The 17,753-nt window shown below is 72.2% G+C and carries 17 protein-coding genes; 10 read left to right on the plus strand and 7 right to left on the minus strand.

What is annotated here, in order from left to right; translation table 11 throughout:
- The first annotated feature begins 7 nt into the window (after positions 1 to 7).
- Positions 8 to 961 (plus strand): SAM-dependent methyltransferase, encoded by a 954-nt coding sequence (locus tag ACFVHO_RS12355; RefSeq protein WP_385712975.1) that lies wholly within the window; start codon positions 8 to 10, stop codon positions 959 to 961.
- 46 nt (positions 962 to 1,007) lie between these two features.
- Here the strand turns inward: ACFVHO_RS12355 and ACFVHO_RS12360 are convergent, their stop codons facing one another.
- A complete protein-coding gene (locus tag ACFVHO_RS12360) occupies positions 1,008 to 2,204 on the minus strand; it encodes an NADH-quinone oxidoreductase subunit D (protein WP_385712776.1) in 1,197 nt (398 codons plus the stop codon).
- A gap of 126 nt (positions 2,205 to 2,330) precedes the next feature.
- Between ACFVHO_RS12360 and ACFVHO_RS12365 the strand changes: the two genes are divergently transcribed.
- Positions 2,331 to 2,846 (plus strand): PH domain-containing protein, encoded by a 516-nt coding sequence (locus ACFVHO_RS12365; protein WP_385712778.1) that lies wholly within the window; start codon positions 2,331 to 2,333, stop codon positions 2,844 to 2,846.
- Between the two features lie 131 nt (positions 2,847 to 2,977).
- The gene (locus tag ACFVHO_RS12370; RefSeq protein ID WP_385712976.1) at positions 2,978 to 4,348 is read left to right on the plus strand and encodes a PH domain-containing protein; all 1,371 of its coding nucleotides are present in this window, start codon (positions 2,978 to 2,980) and stop codon (positions 4,346 to 4,348) included.
- Between the two features lie 354 nt (positions 4,349 to 4,702).
- Here ACFVHO_RS12370 and ACFVHO_RS12375 read toward each other — a convergent pair whose 3' ends face one another.
- The 4 genes from ACFVHO_RS12375 to ACFVHO_RS12390 all read right to left on the minus strand — a co-directional run bounded on the left by ACFVHO_RS12375 (position 4,703) and on the right by ACFVHO_RS12390 (position 8,778).
- Entirely contained in the window at positions 4,703 to 5,935 is a 1,233-nt protein-coding gene (locus ACFVHO_RS12375; protein WP_385712780.1) for a hypothetical protein, read from the minus strand.
- A gap of 342 nt (positions 5,936 to 6,277) precedes the next feature.
- A complete protein-coding gene (locus ACFVHO_RS12380) occupies positions 6,278 to 7,240 on the minus strand; it encodes an ABC transporter substrate-binding protein (protein WP_385712782.1) in 963 nt (320 codons plus the stop codon).
- 120 nt (positions 7,241 to 7,360) lie between these two features.
- Positions 7,361 to 8,041 (minus strand): ABC transporter permease, encoded by a 681-nt coding sequence (locus ACFVHO_RS12385; protein WP_385712784.1) that lies wholly within the window; start codon positions 8,039 to 8,041, stop codon positions 7,361 to 7,363.
- Entirely contained in the window at positions 8,038 to 8,778 is a 741-nt protein-coding gene (locus ACFVHO_RS12390; protein WP_289947493.1) for an ABC transporter permease, read from the minus strand. Before ACFVHO_RS12390 ends, ACFVHO_RS12385 begins: the two co-directional genes overlap by 4 nt.
- A gap of 175 nt (positions 8,779 to 8,953) precedes the next feature.
- On the opposite strand from ACFVHO_RS12390, the gene ACFVHO_RS12395 reads away from it, so the two are divergent.
- Positions 8,954 to 10,111, plus strand: a complete 1,158-nt coding sequence (locus ACFVHO_RS12395; protein WP_385712786.1) for an ABC transporter ATP-binding protein — start codon at positions 8,954 to 8,956, stop codon at positions 10,109 to 10,111.
- 75 nt (positions 10,112 to 10,186) lie between these two features.
- On the opposite strand, the gene ACFVHO_RS12400 is transcribed toward ACFVHO_RS12395, so the two are convergent.
- Complete coding sequence (locus ACFVHO_RS12400) at positions 10,187 to 11,320, minus strand: alpha/beta hydrolase (RefSeq protein WP_385712787.1); 1,134 nt, start codon at positions 11,318 to 11,320, stop codon at positions 10,187 to 10,189.
- A gap of 237 nt (positions 11,321 to 11,557) precedes the next feature.
- Between ACFVHO_RS12400 and ACFVHO_RS12405 the strand changes: the two genes are divergently transcribed.
- The 6 genes from ACFVHO_RS12405 to ACFVHO_RS12430 all read left to right on the plus strand — a co-directional run bounded on the left by ACFVHO_RS12405 (position 11,558) and on the right by ACFVHO_RS12430 (position 16,601).
- A complete protein-coding gene (locus ACFVHO_RS12405) occupies positions 11,558 to 13,384 on the plus strand; it encodes a phosphatidylglycerol lysyltransferase domain-containing protein (RefSeq protein WP_385712789.1) in 1,827 nt (608 codons plus the stop codon).
- A 30-nt stretch (positions 13,385 to 13,414) separates the two neighbouring features.
- Complete coding sequence (gene folP, locus ACFVHO_RS12410) at positions 13,415 to 14,293, plus strand: dihydropteroate synthase (RefSeq protein WP_385712791.1); 879 nt, start codon at positions 13,415 to 13,417, stop codon at positions 14,291 to 14,293.
- Positions 14,290 to 14,907 carry a nuclear transport factor 2 family protein gene (locus ACFVHO_RS12415; RefSeq protein WP_385712792.1) on the plus strand — a complete coding sequence of 206 codons (618 nt, stop codon included), beginning with the start codon at positions 14,290 to 14,292 and terminating at the stop codon, positions 14,905 to 14,907. Before folP ends, ACFVHO_RS12415 begins: the two co-directional genes overlap by 4 nt.
- Positions 14,908 to 15,084: 177 nt before the next feature.
- Positions 15,085 to 15,444, plus strand: coding sequence for a dihydroneopterin aldolase (folB, locus tag ACFVHO_RS12420; protein WP_030361050.1), 360 nt, complete (start codon positions 15,085 to 15,087; stop codon positions 15,442 to 15,444).
- Entirely contained in the window at positions 15,441 to 16,037 is a 597-nt protein-coding gene (gene folK, locus ACFVHO_RS12425; RefSeq protein ID WP_385712794.1) for a 2-amino-4-hydroxy-6-hydroxymethyldihydropteridine diphosphokinase, read from the plus strand. Before folB ends, folK begins: the two co-directional genes overlap by 4 nt.
- 75 nt (positions 16,038 to 16,112) lie before the next feature.
- A complete protein-coding gene (locus ACFVHO_RS12430) occupies positions 16,113 to 16,601 on the plus strand; it encodes a DUF3180 domain-containing protein (RefSeq protein WP_385712796.1) in 489 nt (162 codons plus the stop codon).
- 92 nt (positions 16,602 to 16,693) lie between these two features.
- Here the strand turns inward: ACFVHO_RS12430 and ACFVHO_RS12435 are convergent, their stop codons facing one another.
- Complete coding sequence (locus ACFVHO_RS12435) at positions 16,694 to 17,689, minus strand: aldo/keto reductase (RefSeq protein WP_385712797.1); 996 nt, start codon at positions 17,687 to 17,689, stop codon at positions 16,694 to 16,696.
- Positions 17,690 to 17,753: the final 64 nt, after the last annotated feature.

The following is a 17,753-nucleotide window of genomic DNA, read 5'->3' on the forward strand; positions in this document are numbered from 1 at the left end:
GGAAGCCATGGAGGAGGCGCTGTACGGCCCCCAGGGCTTCTATCGGCGCCCGGAGGGACCCGCGGGCCACTTCCGCACCTCCGTGCACGCCTCGCCCCTGTTCGCGGACGCCGTGGCCCTGCTCCTGTGCCGTGTCGACGCCGCCCTCGGGCACCCCGGGGAGCTGGCTTTCGTGGACATGGGCGCGGGCCGCGGCGAGCTGACGGCGGGCGTCCTCGCGGCGCTGCCCGCGGACGTGGCGGCACGCACGCGCGCGTACGCCGTGGAGCGCGCCGGACGCCCCGAAGGCCTCGACCCGGTGATCGAGTGGCGCGCGGAGCCCCCGGCCGACGTGACGGGCCTGCTCTTCGCCAACGAGTGGCTCGACAACGTCCCCCTGGACGTGGCCGAGCGGGCCGCCGACGGTGCGGTGCGCCAGGTCCTCGTGCACGCCGACGGCACCGAGGAACTCGGCGGTCCCGTGGCGGGACCCGACGCCGCGTGGCTCGCGCGCTGGTGGCCGCTCGGCCCGGAGGCGGGCCTGCGCGCGGAGATCGGCCGCCCCCGGGACGAGGCGTGGTCGGCGGCCCTGGCGACCCTCACGCGCGGCCTCGCGGTCGCCGTCGACTACGCCCACAGCCGCGCCGACCGGCCGCCCTTCGGTACATTGACGGGCTTCCGCGCGGGCCGCGAGGAACCGCCCGTCCCGGACGGCAGCCGCGACATCACCGCGCACGTCGCCCTGGACGCCTGCGCCCTGCCCGACGCCCTGCTGCTCACCCAGCGGGCCGCCCTGCGCGCCCTGGGGGTCTCCGGCGACCGCCCGCCCCTGGCCCTCGCGTCCAGCGACCCGGCCGGCTACGTACGGGCCCTCGCCCGCGCCGGAGAGGCCACGGAGCTGACGGCGGCGGGCGGCCTCGGCGACTTCGGCTGGCTGGTGCAGCCGGTCGACATGCCCCTGCGGGACGTACTCGCGCCCTGAAGCCGCCGTCTGCTTGTCGATGTCACCGACCATTACTTGTCGATCACTACTTGTCGATGTCACCGACCACGAAGAACAGCGATCCCAGGATCGCCACCATGTCGGCGACGAGCTGCCCCGGCAGGAGTTCCGCGAGCGCCTGGATGTTGTTGTACGAGGCCGAGCGCAGCTTCAGCCGGTACGGGGTCTTCTCGCCCTTGGAGACCAGGTAGTAGCCGTTGATGCCGAGGGGGTTCTCGGTCCAGGCGTACGTGTGGCCCTCGGGGGCCTTGAGCACCTTCGGCAGCCGCTGGTTGATGGGGCCCTGCGGGAGGTCGACGAGGCGGTCCAGGCAGGCGTCCGCGAGGTCGAGGGCGTTGTGGGTCTGCTCCAGGAGGCACTCGAAGCGGGCCAGGCAGTCACCCTCCTCGCGGGTCACCACCTTCAGGACGTCGCCGAGCTCGCCGTACGCCAGATACGGCTCGTCGCGCCGCAGGTCGAAGTCCACTCCGGAGGCGCGGGCGATGGGACCGCTCACTCCGTAGGCATGCACCGCCTCTCCGGAGAGCACGCCCACGCCTCGGGTGCGCCCCCGGAAGATCTCGTTGCCGAGCACGAGCCGGTCGTACACGTCCATGCGCGACCGCACCGAGGCGACGGCCGCCCGCGCGCGCGTGGTCCAGCCCGCGGGCAGGTCCTCCTTGAGGCCGCCGACCCGGTTGAACATGTAGTGCATGCGCCCGCCGGAGATCTCCTCCATGACGTTCTGCAGCTCTTCGCGCTCCCGGAAGGCGTAGAAGACCGGGGTGATGCCGCCCAGCTCCAGCGGGTACGAGCCGAGGAACATCAGGTGGTTCAGGACCCGGTTCAGCTCCGCGAGGAGCGTGCGCGTCCACACCGCGCGCTCGGGCACCTCCATGCCGAGCATCCGCTCGACGGCGAGCACCACGCCCAGCTCGTTGGAGAACGCCGACAGCCAGTCGTGGCGGTTGGCCAGCATCACGATCTGCCGGTAGTCGCGCGCCTCGAAGAGCTTCTCCGCGCCGCGGTGCATATAGCCGATGACCGGCTCCGCGCGCTCGATCCGCTCGCCGTCGAGGACGAGACGCAGGCGCAGCACGCCGTGCGTGGACGGGTGCTGGGGGCCGATGTTGAGCACCATGTCGGTGCTCTCGGCGGCACCGCCGATGCCGAACGTGGTCTCGGCGGGTTCCGTCGTCCGCGGCGGCCGCGTGCTGTGCGTGTGCTCCGTCGTGGGGCTCATGCCCCCAGTCTGTCGTACGCCCGTCCCGGCGCCACGGTCAGATCCCGTACACCCGCCACAGCCGCCGCGTGCGGATCCCGTACGCCGGGCCGCACCGCTGTCGGATCCCGTACGTAGGCTTGGGGCATGGAGACCGGGACGGGGTCGGGGCCAGGGGGAGCCACGGGTGAGCGTGACACGCCGCCTGTTTGGACCGGGCTGCCGCGCGCAGTGTTGACCATGCACCGGATGCTGATCGCGGTGTGGCTGGTGCCGATCGCGGTGGCGCTGGGGGTGCTGCTCGGCGTGTTCGCCGGGCCCGGCTGGGCCGCCTTCGCGGCGCTGCCGCTCGCGCTCCTGGTCTGGGGCTGGGTGATGCTCGGACGCAACTGGCGCTCGTGGCGGTACGCCGAGCGGGCCGACGACCTCCTCATCAGCAGGGGCGTGCTGTGGCACGAGGAGACGATCGTGCCGTACGGCCGCATGCAGCTCGTCGAGGTCACGTCCGGCCCGGTCGAGCGGTACTTCGGCCTGGCGGGCGTCCAACTGCACACGGCCGCGGCCGCCACGGACGCCCGCATCCCCGGCCTCGACCCCAAGGAGGCAGAGCGCCTGCGCGACCGCCTCACGGAGCTCGGCGAGGCCCGATCGGCGGGGCTGTGAGCGGGGCGCGGGAGCGGGAGCAGGACGACGCGGGGGCGCCCGCGGGCGTGGGCCCGCCTTCTGAAGCCGCCGAACCGCCGCTCTCCGGAGAGGGCGCGGACGCGGGCGTGGGCATGGGCCCGGACGCAGGCATGGGCCCGGACGCGGGCGGGGGCCCGGACACTGACAACGCGGCAGCGGCCGTACCCGAACGGCGTCTGCACCCCGTCACACCCCTGCGCCGCGCCTGGGCGCCGGTCGCGATCCTCGTCGGCTGGGCCTTCCACGACCCGGACGGCACCCAGCGCCGGCTCTCCGAGCTGACCGCGACGACGCTCGCCCTCGGAGCCACGGCCGTGGTGGTCGGCGGCGCCCTGTACGGCTTCCTGAGCTGGTGGTTCACGCACTTCGCCGTCACGGACACGGAGTTGCGCATCCGCACCGGGCTGCTGTTCCGGCGCACCGCGCACATCCGCCTCGACCGGCTCCAGGCCGTCGACGTGACGCAGCCGCTCGCGGCCCGCCTCGTGGGCGTGGCCAAGCTCAAACTGGACGTGGTCGGCACCGAGAAGAAGGACGAGCTGGCCTACCTCGACGAGAAGCACGCCGCCGCGCTGCGCGCCGAACTGCTCGCGCGGGCGGCCGGTTTCGCCCCGGAGACGGCCCGCGAGGTCGGCGAGGCGCCGGCGCGGAACCTGCTGCACGTGGAGCCCCGCATGCTCGCCGTGTCGCTGCTCCTCACCGGCGCGCCCTGGGTGCTCCTGGTGGCCGCGCTCGTCGTGCCGACGGTGCTGTGGCTGATCACGCACAACGCGTGGACGGTCATCGCGACCGCGCTGCCCATGCTGGGCGGCGCGTTCGCCAGCAGTGTGGGCCGGTTCATCGCGGAGTACGACTGGCGGGTGGGCGAGTCGCCCGACGGTCTGCGCATCGACCACGGGCTGCTCGACAAGGCGCACGAGACGGTGCCGCCGGGGCGCGTGCAGACGGTCCACGTGGTCGAGCCGATGCTGTGGCGGCGCCTGGACTGGGTGCGCGTCGAGCTGGACGTGGCCGGTTCGTCGAACAGCGTCCTCGTGCCGGTCGCCCCGCGCGCGCTGGCCGAGTCGGTGATCGCACAGGTGCTTCCCGGGGCCCGGGTACCGGCGGCGAGCGAACTGTCCCGTCCGCCGAGACGGGCCGCGTGGTGCGTCCCGGTGTGGTGGCACGGCTACGGCCTCACGGTCACCGACGCGGTCTTCGCCGCCCGCCACGGCCTGCTCCGCCGCCGCCTCTCCCTGGTCCCGCACGCGAAGGTGCAGAGCGTACGACTGACCCAGGGCCCCTGGGAACGCTTCAAGGACGTCGCCGACGTGCAGGTGGACACGGGGGCCAACAAGACGGTCACCGCACGCCTACGGAGCACGGAGGAGGCCACAGAACTCCTCAGCGCCCAGGCGGAACGCTCCCGAACGGGGAGGCGGGAGGCACTGCCGGATCGGTGGATGGTGGGTGGGGCGGGGGCTGAGAGCGGGGCGCTGTAGGGCGTGGTGAGGGGCGCGTGGTGGTGAGGCCGGCGTTGAGAGCGGGGCGCTGCAGGGGGTGGTGAACGGCGCGTGGTGGTGAGGCCGGCGTTGAGAGCGGGGCGCTGCAGGGCGTGGTGAGCGGCGCGTGGTGGGGTCGGGGGCGGGTGGCACGGCCGGAGCCCGGGGGTGCGTCGCGTGCAAGTTGAACGGGTGGGCGGGTGGGAGATCGGCCGCCGCGCAGCGGCGGTCGAGGGAGGGCGCACGGCGACTGGGCGACTCGGCGACAAGGCCACGCAGGACCACCACCGCCGGAGGGCGCCCCGCGTCCCACCGCGGCGGCGGCCGACCCAAGGCGCCCCGGCCAGGGGAACGCTACGCGCGCAGTGCGGTGCGCAACCCCTCCACGTCGATCTGCTCCGTCTCGTCGTGGGCCGTCAGGTCGATGACCTGACCGACCCCGCGCTCGGCGTCCGTCGCCGCGTCCGACGGCCGGAACTCGGCCTCGGCCTCGGCCTTGTGCACCGCGAGGGCCTCCTCGCCGACCACGTCCGCGAGGTCCTCGTTCTGCACGGCCTCCAGCGCGGCCGGAGCCACACTCTTCGCGGACGTGCTCTTCGTACCGAAGAAGTCGAAGCCACCCTCGCCCGCGGGCCGACGCGTCCGCGCGGGCGGCACCACGGCCGCCGCGGTGGGAACCGCGAAGTGACCGGCGACCGCACGCTCGTGACCGTGCCCGTCGGCCGCCACGGGCTTCCCCGGGCCGTCACCGCCGTCCACGTCGGCGTCGTCGTCGGCCGCGTCGGCGACATCGGCGGCGTCGAGCCCGCCCGCGGTCACCGAGGGCCGCGCCTCGGCCCGCGCCCGCGCCAGCCGGTCGAGCGCGTCGTTGGCGCGCCCGTACAGCGAGGGCGTAGGACTCGCCCCGGGCCGGACCGCCACCCGGGCGTCCTCGGAGGGCCCGGAGGGCTCGGAGTCCTGGACGGAACCGGCCATGTCGGCAGCCTCACCCGACGAACCGGAATCCACGGCCACGCCGGAGTCCACGACCTCGGCGGAAGACACGGCCTCGCCGGAGTCCACGACCTCGACGGAAGACACGGCCACGCCGGACTCGGCAGCCGAAGCGGCACCCCCCGCCCCGTCCACAGCCCCGGCCACCTCGACCTCAGCGGAAACCCCCGCCTCGGCGGAAGCCCCCGCCTCACCCTCGTCCGCCCCCGCCCCGGGCGGCAACGCCCGCGTCGGAGTGGTCGCCTCGATGGCGAGCAGCCGCCGTCCCTCAAGGGCACTGGCCCGCTCGGTCTCCGCCGTCGCGTACCGCCGAAGGAGCGCCGCGTGCTCGTTGCGGAGCGCCGCGAGCTCGGCCCGCTTGGAGCGCAGCTTGGCCTCCAGCTTGGTGCGCAGCTCGCGCGACTCCTCCAGGTCGGACTCGGCCTCGGCTATGCGCTCGTCGTAGCGCCACTCGTCGCTCGCCCTGGCCCGGCCCAGCTCGGCGACGCGTTTGCCCGCGGACCGGTCCCACTGGCGCATGACGACCGAGCCGATGACGGCGCTCGCGGCCGCCGCGGCGGCGAGCCCGCGCAGCACGACTGGTTCCGCGAACATCCAGGCGCCGCCGGCGCAGACAAGGGAGAAGCCTGCGACCGCCGACGGAGGAAGCAGCCTGTGCAGTGGTGGGGAATGGCGGTGACGTCCACGTGGCATGGCCAGAAACTTACCGCGCGTAGGCGAAGTCTGGTGCCCCGCCCGCCAAATTCCCGGTACCCCCACCACAACTCCCCACCCCGCCGAGCCACTTCCTCTTGGAAGCGTCACTCCATCTCCTCCGCGCGGATTCCGCAACCCGGCGCGCGCCGCTTCCGCATTCCGCCGCGAAGGCTCCCCGGGGATCCGGAGTTCGGCCTGGCCCGGGACCGCGCGGAGCGCGCGCCCGGGCCGCCTCGGGGACTACTTCTTGATCAGCCCCTTCGACTCCAGATACGCCTTGGCGACATCCGCTTCCTTCTCGCGCTCCGCGTCGACCTTGCGGTTGAGTTCGATGAGATCGTCCGTCGTGAGCGTCTTGGTGACCTTGGCGAGCGCCGCGGCTATCTTCTTGTCGCCCGCCTCCTTCTCGTTGACCACGGGAAGGATGTTGTCGGCGTTCTGGAGCTTCTTGTCGTCCTCCAGGATCACGAGGCCGAAGTTCTTCAGCGTCGCGTCCGTGGTCGTCGTCAGGACGAGCTGGTCCGTGCCGTTCTTCACGGCCTGCTTGGACTGGGTGGTGCCGACGCCCTTGGGGTCGATTCCGGCGACGTCGATGCCGTACTTCTTCTTCAGGCCCGGCGCGCAGAACGGCCGCGTCTCGCATTCGTCACCGGCGGCGATCCGGACCTTCTCGCCGGACTTTCCAAGATCGGAAAGTGTCTTGAGCTTGTGCTCCTTGGCGTAATCCTCGGTCACCGCGAAGGCGTTCTGGTCGACGGCCTCGCCCGCCGGGAGTGCCTTCAGGCCGCGCCCCTCGGCGAGCTTGGTGAGCTGGCCGTAGGTCGCGTCGAGATCGCTGGAGGCGACCGGCTTCGCGTCCGCGCCGTTCTTCTTCAGGTTGAGGAATTCCGTGAGCGTGGCGGCGTATTCGGGCGCGACGTCGATGGTGCCCTTCTTCAGCTCGGGCTCGTACACCTCGCGGTTCTGCACGGTCTTGACCGACGCGTCGTACCCGGCGTCGCGCAGGACGCCCGCGTACAGCTCGGCGAGCACCTTCTGCTCGGTGAACCGCGCCGAGCCCACCACGATCTTGCCCTTGCCGCCGTCGGACCCCTTGTCGTCCTCCAGGCTGTCGCCGCCGCACGCGGTGAGCCCCGCGGTCAGCGCCACGACGGCCGTGGCCGCCCCTGCCATCCGTCGCGCGCGACGCGTCCTGCTGTTCATCGGTGAACCACCATTTCGAGAGTTTCCACATCAAGCGTCAAGCAGGGCCCCGGCCCGAACGGGCGGGGCCGACACCGGTGGAGCCGCGCGGGCCGGAGCCGACACCGAGCGCCCCGCCACTCACTCGCTCACACGGGACCGCCCCCGCATCGGATCGAAGACCCACCCGGCGAGGACCAGGACGCCCTCCACGGCCAGTGCGAGAAGCGCCACCAGGAAGGCGCCCGCGACGACCTGCGGGGTGTTCTGGAGGTTGAACCCGGCCGTGATGATCCGCCCGAGGCCCCCCTCCCCCGCCATCGCGGCGAGCGTCGCCGTGGCGACGACCTGCACCGCCGCCGACCGGACCCCGGTCATGATCAGCGGGTACGCCAGCGGCAGTTCGACGCGCGCGAACAGCTGCCGCCCGCTCATGCCCATGCCGCGCGCCGCCTCGACCACCGAGCGGTCCACCTCGCGCATGCCGATGTAGGCGTTGGTGAGCAGCGGCGGCACGGCGAACAGGACCAGCGCGATGAGCGTCGGCAGGTCCCCGTGCTCGCCGAGCGGGGTGAGCGTGAGCAGGATGAGGACGGCGAGCGTGGGCACCGCGCGGCCCACGTTGGAGATGTTGACCGCGAGCGCGCCGCCCTTGCCGATGTGGCCGAGCAGCATGGCGAGCGGCAGCGCGATCAGGCAGGCCACGGCGAGGCACACGCCGCTGAAGTAGAGATGCTCGGCGAGCCGGTGCCACACCCCCTTCTCGCCCTGCCAGTTGGCGGACGTGGTCAGCCAGTCGTAGGCACCGGATATCGCGTTCATACGGGCTCAGCCACCTTGGCCACGCTCTTGGCCGCGTCCGCCTTGCGCGCGAAGCGGCCCGGTCGTATTCGATGAGCTCGCGTCCAGGGCGTCAGGAGCCGCTGGAGGGCGAGGAGCAGCAGGTCGGCCGCGATGGCGAGCGCGACGCACAGCGCCGATGCCGTGAGCACCTGCGCCTTGAACTGGGTGTCGAGGCCGTCGAGGATCAGCGTGCCGAGGCCGCCGTAGTCCACGATGGCGCCGACGGTGGTGAGGGCGACCGTGGAGACCGTCGTGATGCGCACACCCGCGAGCAGCGCGGGAAGTGCGAGAGGCAATTCCACTTCCCACAGCAGCCGAAGGGGGCCGTATCCCATCCCCTTGGCGGCTTCTCTGGCTTCTTCGGGAACCGCCTGGAGTCCCGCGAGGATGTTCCGCACGAGGATCGTCAGCGAATACAGCACGAGGCCCGTGACGACCAGGGACGCCGACAGGCCGAAGAACGGAAGCAGCAGCGAGAACATCGCCAGGGACGGAATCGAGTACAACACCGTGGTCACGCCGAGAATCGGTGCCGCGAGGAAGCGCCAGCGGCGCGCGAGCAGCGCCAGGGGCAGCGCGACCGCCACTCCTATCGCCACCGAGGCAGCCGTGATCGCCACGTGCTCCACGGTCGCGTCGATCAATTCCTGGCTGCGGGAGCGTACGTACTCACCGCAGATCCAGTCGTTCGCCACCAGGCAGTCGCGCTTGCTCACCCGCCCCGCCTCCCCCGAAAGCCGGTCACCATGCCCCTTCGGGCACGTGCCGAAAGCCACATGTTCCGCTGTCTGGCGACCCTAACCCCGAGCACTGACAATCACCGAGACGCAGAGAGGCTCTTCGTGCCGGCGCAACACGGCCTTCACAGAACACGCGCCACAATGGGGAATCATGATCCGGTTCGAGAACGTGACCAAGCGGTACGCGGACGGCACAACGGCCGTCGACGACCTGTCCTTCGAGGTGGGCGAGGGTGAACTGGTCACGCTCGTCGGCCCGTCGGGCTGCGGCAAGACCACGACGATGAAAATGGTGAACCGGCTCATCGAGCCCACCGACGGGCGGATATTCCTCGACGGCGACGACATATCCGGAATCGACCCCGTCCAACTCCGGCGTCGAATCGGCTATGTCATCCAGCAGGTCGGCCTGTTCCCGCACAAGACGGTCCTGGACAACACGGCGACCGTCCCGCACCTGCTCGGCGTGAAGCGCGCCAAGGCCCGCGAGCGCGCCGCCGAACTCCTCGACCTCGTCGGCCTCGACCCGGCGACCTTCGGCGACCGCTACCCCGAGCAGCTCTCCGGCGGCCAGCGCCAACGCGTCGGTGTGGCCCGGGCCCTCGCGGCCGACCCGCCGGTGCTCCTGATGGACGAGCCGTTCGGCGCGGTCGACCCGGTGGTGCGCGAGCATCTGCAGAACGAGTTCCTCCGCCTCCAGCAGGCCGTGCGCAAGACCGTGCTCTTCGTCACGCACGACATCGAGGAGGCCGTCCGCCTCGGCGACCGCATCGCCGTCTACGGCCACGGCCGCATCGAGCAGTTCGACACCCCCTCGACCGTCCTCGGCGCGCCCGCGACCGAGTACGTCGCCGACTTCGTGGGCGCGGACCGGGGCCTGAAGCGGCTTTCGGTGACCCCCATCGAGGAGGGCGACCTGGAGCAGCCGCCCGTCGTGCACCTCGACGACCCGCTGCCCGCCGACCTGGACGCCCGCTGGGCCGTCGTCCTGGACGGCGAGAACAACCTGCACGGCTGGCTCTCCGCCGAGCACGCGCGCGTGGGCACCGGCACGGTGCGCGAGCACGCGCGCCGGATGGAGGCGTGGCTGCCGGTGGGCGCGAGCCTGAAGCAGGCGTTCTCGACGATGCTCCAGCACGACGCGGGCTGGATCGCGGTCATCGACGAGAAGAGCGAGGGCCGGTTCCTCGGGGTGCTCACGCCGGCCCGGCTGCACGAGGCGCTGCGCCGCTCGACGGCGGCGGACGCGCGGGACATCCCGCGCGACGAGGTGGAGCTGGAGACGGTGGCCTCGGTGCCGGGGGCCTGACCCACCGTCACCGCCCGCTCGCCGTCACCGCCCGCCCGGCGTCACCGCACGCCGGGCGCCGCGTCACGGCCGCCGTCAGCGCACGTCCGACCCTCCGGTGAGCCGTCCGCTCATCCACACCAGCGACGCCGGGATCTCACGCCGCCAGGTGTTGAAGTTGTGGCCCCCGCTCTCCAGGGTGATCGACGACACCCGGGTCGGCGCCTTGACCTTGTCGATGAACTTCTTGGTGTCCTTGTAGTTGCCCTCGCCCTTCTTGCTGGTGGTCACCAGCAGGGAGGTCTTGGGCGGCGGCATGTGGTCGAGGTACCACATCAGGTCCGCGCGCCGCTCCAGGTCCTTGTCCCCGTGGAACAGGTTGCCGGTCGTCACGTCCTGGGCGGCCTTGTAGTACGCGGAGAGGCCCACTCCGGCGCCGTACACGTCGGGGTGGTGCATGGCCAGCTTCAGGGCGCAGTAGCCGCCCGTGGAGTCGCCGATGATGCCCCAGCTGTCGGGCTTCTTGCCGACCCGGTAGTGGTCGTTGATGGCGTCGGGCAGGTCCTTGGCGAAGAACGTCTCGGACTGCGGGCCGCCGGGGATGTCCACGCACTCGGTGTCCCGGGGCGGCGCCACGGTCGGCCGCAGCATGACCAGGATCATCGGCTGCATCTTGCCGTCCTTGGCCTGCCGGTGGGCCGTCTGCGGGTAGTGCAGGCCCTTGATGAGGGCTTCCGCGGTGCCCGGGTAGCCGGTGAGGACGGCGGCCGCGGGGAAGGTGCGGTGCTTGTACTGCGGCTGGAAGTACTCCGGCGGCAGATAGACGTACGCCGGGCTGGCGATCTTGGAGTTCCGGCCCTGGATGTCGATCTTCTGGATCTGTCCGCCCACACGGGGGATGCCGCCGCCGGGTACGTCCACGGACTTGGTGTCGACCACCCGGACGGGCCCCTTCTCGCCCTTCATGGCGTCGTGGTCGACGACCACGCCCTGCGCCGTCTCCTGGCCGAAGAGGTCGGCCCAGGTGGCGTAGAAGCCGAACGCCTGATTGGCGGAGAGGCCGACCGACGCGAAGACGGCCAGCTGAGTGGCGAGCAGCAGCCCGACGCGGCCGGTGATGGCGCGCCAGCTGCGGCGTGCGAGCCGCGGCCAGAGCCAGATCGTGCCGATGAACAGCAGCACGGCCAGCGCTACCGCAAGTGCCAGCACATTATTGCTCGTGAGACCCATGGGATGATCCTGCCTGCGCTTTCTGCCTGTTCTCTTCCCGGGGGGCGGAACCGTCGGCTCCAGACGAGCTACGTTCCTTTTCCGCCAGCTTTACACCGGTTTTCCGGCCGGGAGTGAACCCGTGTCCCCGAAGGACCGTCCTAGAGGGCGCAATATCACCGGACGCCACCTTTGGCACCGGATGGAAGCTCTCTCGCAGAACTACGGGATGCGATGTCTGTCAGGATAGATGGGGAAATGTCGGGTGCGGTTCCAGGAGGCAACGACGGCAGCGACCGAGGGCTGCGCCGGTTCTTCCGCGGCCCCCGTCCCGAAGCCGTCCCGGTCCTCGCAGCGAGAATCTGCACCCTCGTCGCGCTGCTGAACATCGCGGCCGGCGTGTTCCCCCGCTTCCGGCGGAGTCGGCTGCACACCTTCGCCGAGGTCCTGCCGGGCGCGCTCGGCCCCTTCGCGGCCGCGCTCGCGCTGAGCTGCGGCGTCCTGCTGCTCCTGCTCGCGCACGGCCTTCGGCGGCACAAGCGCCGGGCGTGGCGCGCCGCCGTGGTGCTGCTGCCCGCGGGCGCCGTGGCGCAGTTCACGTACCGGCACTCCTTCATCGGCGCGGCGATCTCGCTCGCGCTCCTCGCGCTGCTGCTGCGCCACCGCCGTGAGTTCGCCGCGCTGCCCGACCCGCGCAGCCGCTGGCGCGCCCTGGCCAACTTCGTGCTCCTGGGCGCCGGCTCCATCGCGCTCGGCCTGGTCATCGTCAGCGTCCACCCGGACAAGGTCGTGGGCGACCCGGGCATCGCGGACCGGCTCGCACACGTCCTGTACGGCCTGTTCGGCTTCGAGGGGCCCGTCGGCTACACCGGCAGGACCTCCTGGACGGTCGGCTTCTCGCTCGGCGCCCTCGGCATGCTGACCGCCCTCACCACCATCTACCTGGCCTTCCGCCCCGAGCACCCGGCGGCGCGGCTCACCCAGGACGACGAGAGCCGGCTGCGCGAGCTGCTCGCCAAGCACGGCGGCCGTGACTCCCTCGGCCACTTCGCGCTCCGCCGCGACAAGGGCGTCGTGTTCTCGCCCAGCGGCAAGGCCGCCGTCACCTACCGCGTCGTCTCCGGTGTGATGCTCGCCTCAGGCGACCCGATCGGCGACGTGGAGGCCTGGCCGGGCGCCATCGAGCGCTTCATGGACGAGGCCAAGGCGCACTCCTGGACGCCCGCCGTCATGGGCTGCTCCGAGACGGGCGGCGAGGTCTGGACCCGCGAGACGGGCCTGGACGCCCTGGAGCTCGGGGACGAGGCGGTGGTGGATGTCGCGGATTTCTCCCTGTCCGGGCGCGCGATGCGCAACGTGCGCCAGATGGTCAAGCGGATCGAGCGCAATGGCTACGAGACCCGCGTGCGGCGCATCCGTGACCTCGGCGAGAAGGAGCTGGAGCGCATCCAGCGCGCCGCCGAGGACTGGCGCGGCACCGACACCGAGCGCGGCTTCTCCATGGCCCTCGGCCGCATCGGCGACCCGAACGACGGCGACTGCCTGATCGCTACGGCCCACAAGGCCGACGAGAAGCCCGGACCCTACGGCGACCTGAAGGCCGTCATCCACTTCGTGCCGTGGGGCAAGGACGGCGTGTCCCTGGAGCTGATGCGCCGCGACCGCTCGGCCGACCCCGGCATGAACGAGCTGCTCATCGTCGCCGCCCTGCAGGCCGCGCCGAAGCTCGGCATCGAGCGGATCTCCCTGAACTTCGCGATGTTCCGGGCGGCGCTCGCGCGCGGCGAGAAGCTGGGCGCGGGCCCGGTCCTGCGGGCCTGGCGCGGCCTGCTCGTGTTCCTCTCGCGCTGGTTCCAGATCGAGTCGCTGTACAAGTTCAACGCGAAGTTCCGGCCCCGCTGGGAGCCCCGCTTCGTCGTCTACCGCTCCAGCCGCGACCTGCCGCGGATCGGCTTCGCGGCGATGCAGGCGGAAGGTTTCGTGACGTTCGGCATGCCGCGCTTCCTGCGCCGTGCCATCGCACAGCGGCGCCCCTGCCCGCACCAGTCGGCCCAGACCGCCGAGCGGGAGGTACGGGCGGCGTAACGGCCCTCCTCGCGGGCCTAGGCTTGAGGCATGGTGACGTTGCGCGGGCGGGGAACGGTCGAGGGGCTGCCTCAATGGGACCGCTGTGCGGTCATGGGGGTCGTGAACGTGACCCCCGACTCCTTCTCCGACGGCGGCCGGTGGTTCGACACCACGGCCGCCGTCAAGCACGGCATCGACCTGGTCGCCCAGGGCGCCGACCTGGTCGACGTGGGCGGTGAGTCGACCCGCCCCGGCGCCACGCGCGTGGACGAGGACGAGGAGCTGCGGCGCGTCGTCCCCGTCGTACGGGGCCTGGCCGCCGAGGGCGTCACGGTCTCCGTGGACACCATGCGGGCCCGGGTGGCCCGGCAGGCCCTCGCCGCGGGCGCGGTGCTCGTGAACGACGTCTCCGGAGGCCTCGCCGACCCGGACATGGTGCCGTCGGTCGCGGCCGCCCAGGCGCCCTTCGTGGTCATGCACTGGCGCGGCTTCCTGGCCGACATCCACGCCAGGCCCGTGTACGCGGACGTGGTCTCCGAAGTCGTCGACGAGCTCCACGCGCGCGTGGAGGCCGCCATCGACGGCGGCATCGCCCCGGAGCGCATCGTCGTCGACCCGGGCCTCGGCTTCTCCAAGGACGCCGAGCACGACCTGGCGCTCCTCGCCCACCTGGGCCGACTGCACGCGCTCGGCCGCCCCGTCCTGGTCGCAGCGTCCCGCAAGCGGTTCCTCGGCCGGGTCCTGGCGGGCCCGGAGGGCGCTCCGCCGCCCGCGCGGGAGCGCGACGCGGCTACGGCCGCGGTGTCCGCGATCGCCGCCCACCAGGGCGCCTGGGCGGTGCGGGTGCACGAGGTGCGGGCCACGGCGGACGCGGTGCGGGTCGCGCGCGCGGTCACCGGCGCGGCCGGGGAGGCGGGCGCTCAGTGACGCGCGCGCGAACGGACGTCGAGCAGGTCGAGCTCGCCAACACCGCCTTCTACGAGGCCTTGGAACGCGGTGACTTCGACGGACTCTCGGACCTGTGGCTGGACGCCGCGGACCTCGCCGACGCCCAGACGTACACCGGGCCGCAGGACGCGGAGGGCGACACCGGCGCGGGCACGGCGGCCGAGGGAGACCTCGACGGCCCCGACGGACCCGGCGGCGCCGACAGCGACGACGGCGAGGGCGGCCCGGACGCGGCGCCGGACGGGCCCGCCATCTCCTGCGTGCACCCGGGCTGGCCGGTGCTCACGGGCCGCGGCGAGGTCCTCAGGTCGTACGCCCTGATCATGGCCAACACGGAGTACATCCAGTTCTTCCTCACCGACCTGCGCGTCAGCGTGGCCGGGGACACGGCCCTGGTGACCTGCACGGAGAACATCCTCAGCGGGGGCCCGGCGCCGCAGGAGGGCGACGAGCTGGGGCCGCTCGTGGGGCAGCTCGTGGTCGCCACGAACGTGTTCCGGCGCACGGCTGACGGTTGGAAACTGTGGTCGCACCACGCGTCACCCGTGCTTGCCGAATCCGGTGACGAAGAGGACGACGAGACACCCGCATGAGTGGTGGCGGGCTGCCGCCGAGTGGGTAGGGGCACCCGCGAGCCGTCGTGGGAGGGCCGTCCGGCGGCCCCCGCGGGCGAACACTGTCGGTGCTCGCAGGTAGATTCGAATGTGGCTGGTGTGCCGACCGCACTCGGCGGGACCGGCCGATACCGACGACTGTCAGGAGTGATTCGCGTGGATCGTGTCGCGCTGCGTGGCCTGAAGGCACGCGGGCACCACGGTGTGTACCCGCGGGAACGCGAGGAGGGCCAGACCTTCATCGTGGACCTGGTCCTCGGCCTGGACACCCGGGCGGCCGCGGCCGACGACGACCTGGCGAAGACCGTGCACTACGGCATCGTGGCGGAGGAGGTCGTGGCCGTCGTCGAGGGCGAGCCGGTGAACCTCATCGAGACGCTCTCCGAGCGCATCGCCCAGGCCTGTCTGAAGCACGACGGCGTCCTGGAGGTCGAGGTCACGGTCCACAAACCGGACGCCCCGATCACCGTCCCGTTCGACGACGTGACCGTCACCATCACCCGGAGCCGCGTATGACCCCCCACAGCGACCCCACCGTCCAGCCGGTCCCCACGGCCGTCGTGGAGCAGGTCGACGCCGCCGACACGACGCTCTCCAACCCCCAGCGCGCGGTCATCTCCCTCGGCTCGAACCTGGGCAACCGTCTGGAGACCCTCCAGGGCGCCGTCGACGCCCTGGAGGACACGCCCGGCCTGCGGGTCAAGGCGGTCTCCCCGGTGTACGAGACCGAGCCCTGGGGCGTCGAGCCCGGCACCCAGTCGTCGTACTTCAACGCCGTGGTGGTCGTGAAGACGACGCTCCCCCCGGCCTCGCTCCTGGAGCGCGCGCACGCCGTCGAGGAGGCCTTCCACCGGGTCCGGGACGAGCGCTGGGGCCCGCGCACGATCGACGTCGACATCGTCGCGTACGCCGACGTGGTGTCGGACGACCCGGTCCTCACCCTCCCCCACCCCCGGGCGCATGAGCGGGCCTTCGTCCTCGCTCCGTGGTACGACGTCGAGCCGGAGGCACAGCTCGCGGGCCGCGGGCCGGTGGCGGAGCTGCTCGCCGGTGTCGGCCGCGAGGGCGTGGCGCCCCGCGTCGACCTGGAACTCCGACTGCCCGAGTAATCGTTGGGTCCACAGAACACGCACGGCACGGCGGCACAACAAAAACGGCAAGGGACATAAGGGGCGACCTCCGGAATGAAGCAATTGCGCGTGAGGGTGCTGGCAGGCCTCTTCGCCGTCGCCGGAGTGCTGTCCTGGGCGGGGGCCCGGCTGTGGGACTCCGTGGGCACGCTGCCCCGGGTGCCGCTGGCCGCGCCCATCGTCCTCGCGCTGATCGCCGTGGTGCTGCTCGCCACGGCGATCTCGCTGCGCGCGCGGCTGAAGGCCCAGCGGGAGCGCCGGCCCGGCGCGAAGGGCGTCGAGCCCCTGATGGCCGCCCGCGCGGTCGTCTTCGGCCAGGCCAGCGCCCTCGTCGCCGCACTGGTCTGCGGGATGTACGGCGGCGTGGGCGTCTTCATGCTGGAGTTCCTGGACATCCCCGCCCGCCGCGACCAGGCGTACTACGCCGGCTTCTCGGTCGTCGCGGGCATCGCCGTGATAGCGGCCGCCTTCTTCCTGGAACGGGTGTGCAAGCTCCCGGAGGACGGGGACGACGAACACGGGGGCGCGGCTCCGGCGGCATGAGCCGCCGGGAAGGCACCCGTCCGGCGCCGCGCCCGTCCCCCGCGGGAACGTCCCCCTGACTACGGGCGACGTCCCGCCACGGCAACGTCCCGCTACAGCAGCGTCCCGCCCTCCACACTCGTCTCGGCGAGGATGCCGTCCAGGCGGGACAGGACGTCCGCGTCCAGGGACACACGGGCCGCCGACAGGTTCTCCTCGATGTGGGACGGGGTGCGGCTGCCGGGGATCGGGACGACGCCCGGGTCCTGGTGGAGCAGCCAGGCCAGGGCGAGCTGGGCGGGAGTGATGCCCAGCTCCGCGGCGACGCCCCGCACGGGGGCGAACCTGTCGTTGTTGGCCTTCAGGTTCGCCTCGTCGAACCGCGGCGCGTTCTGCCGGAAGTCCCCCTCCGCCACCTTCCCGACCGTGCCGGTGAGGAACCCGGCGCCGAGCGGGGACCAGGGCACCAGACCCACACCCAGCTCCCGCGCCGCGGCGAGCAGTTCCGGCTCGGCGGGCCGCCACATCGACCACTCGATCTGGACGGCCGCCACGGGGTGCACGGCGTGCGCGGCCCGCAGCTGCTCCGCCGTGACGTTGGAGAGCCCGAGGTGGCGCACCAGGCCCGCCTCGATCAGCTCGGCGACCGCGCCCACGGTGTCCGCCAACGGCACCTGCGGGTCGGGGAAGTGCGGGTAGTACAGGTCGATGCGGTCGGTGCCGAGCTCCCGCAGGCTCGCCTCCGCGTAGCCGCGTATGTGCGCGGGATCGCCGTTGACCCCGAGCTCCCCGAAGGCGTACCCGACGGGGAAGGGGTGCGGCTCGACGCCCTCCGGCAGCCGGAAGCCGAACTTGGTCGCTACGGAGACCTGCTCCCTGCGCCCCTTCAGGACGCGGCCGATCAGCCGCTCGTTGTGGCCGTCGGCACCGTAGCCGTCGGAGGTGTCGATCAGGGTGGCGCCCGCGTCGATCGCGGCCGTCAGCGCCCGCTCGGCCCGTTCGTCGTCGATCTCGCCGTACACCCCCGGCGAAAGCACCATCGCGCCGTAGCCGAGCGCGGAGACCTCAAGTCCGCCGAGTCGGCGGGTGGGCAGTGCTTGCTCGCTCATGAAAGGCATCTCCGTCCGCGGAAAATCGGGTCGTGATCTCTCTACGACCATGATTCTTCCGGGG

This window comes from Streptomyces sp. NPDC127108 (assembly GCF_042677545.1).
Taxonomy (GTDB): Bacteria; Actinomycetota; Actinomycetes; order Streptomycetales; family Streptomycetaceae; genus Streptomyces.

Coding starts and splice junctions, on each gene's coding strand:
- ACFVHO_RS12405 (WP_385712789.1), top strand. CDS start 11,558: ATGTCGGGTGCGGTTCCAGGAGGCAACGACGGCAGCGACCGAGGGCTG.
- ACFVHO_RS12360 (WP_385712776.1), bottom strand. CDS start 2,204: ATGAGCCCCACGACGGAGCACACGCACAGCACGCGGCCGCCGCGGACG.
- ACFVHO_RS12380 (WP_385712782.1), bottom strand. CDS start 7,240: ATGAACAGCAGGACGCGTCGCGCGCGACGGATGGCAGGGGCGGCCACG.
- ACFVHO_RS12370 (WP_385712976.1), top strand. CDS start 2,978: ATGGGCCCGGACGCGGGCGGGGGCCCGGACACTGACAACGCGGCAGCG.
- ACFVHO_RS12400 (WP_385712787.1), bottom strand. CDS start 11,320: ATGGGTCTCACGAGCAATAATGTGCTGGCACTTGCGGTAGCGCTGGCC.
- ACFVHO_RS12430 (WP_385712796.1), top strand. CDS start 16,113: ATGAAGCAATTGCGCGTGAGGGTGCTGGCAGGCCTCTTCGCCGTCGCC.
- folK (WP_385712794.1), top strand. CDS start 15,441: ATGACCCCCCACAGCGACCCCACCGTCCAGCCGGTCCCCACGGCCGTC.
- ACFVHO_RS12355 (WP_385712975.1), top strand. CDS start 8: ATGGAGGAGGCGCTGTACGGCCCCCAGGGCTTCTATCGGCGCCCGGAG.
- ACFVHO_RS12375 (WP_385712780.1), bottom strand. CDS start 5,935: ATGTTCGCGGAACCAGTCGTGCTGCGCGGGCTCGCCGCCGCGGCGGCC.
- ACFVHO_RS12435 (WP_385712797.1), bottom strand. CDS start 17,689: ATGAGCGAGCAAGCACTGCCCACCCGCCGACTCGGCGGACTTGAGGTC.
- ACFVHO_RS12395 (WP_385712786.1), top strand. CDS start 8,954: ATGATCCGGTTCGAGAACGTGACCAAGCGGTACGCGGACGGCACAACG.
- folP (WP_385712791.1), top strand. CDS start 13,415: ATGGTGACGTTGCGCGGGCGGGGAACGGTCGAGGGGCTGCCTCAATGG.
- ACFVHO_RS12385 (WP_385712784.1), bottom strand. CDS start 8,041: ATGAACGCGATATCCGGTGCCTACGACTGGCTGACCACGTCCGCCAAC.
- ACFVHO_RS12365 (WP_385712778.1), top strand. CDS start 2,331: ATGGAGACCGGGACGGGGTCGGGGCCAGGGGGAGCCACGGGTGAGCGT.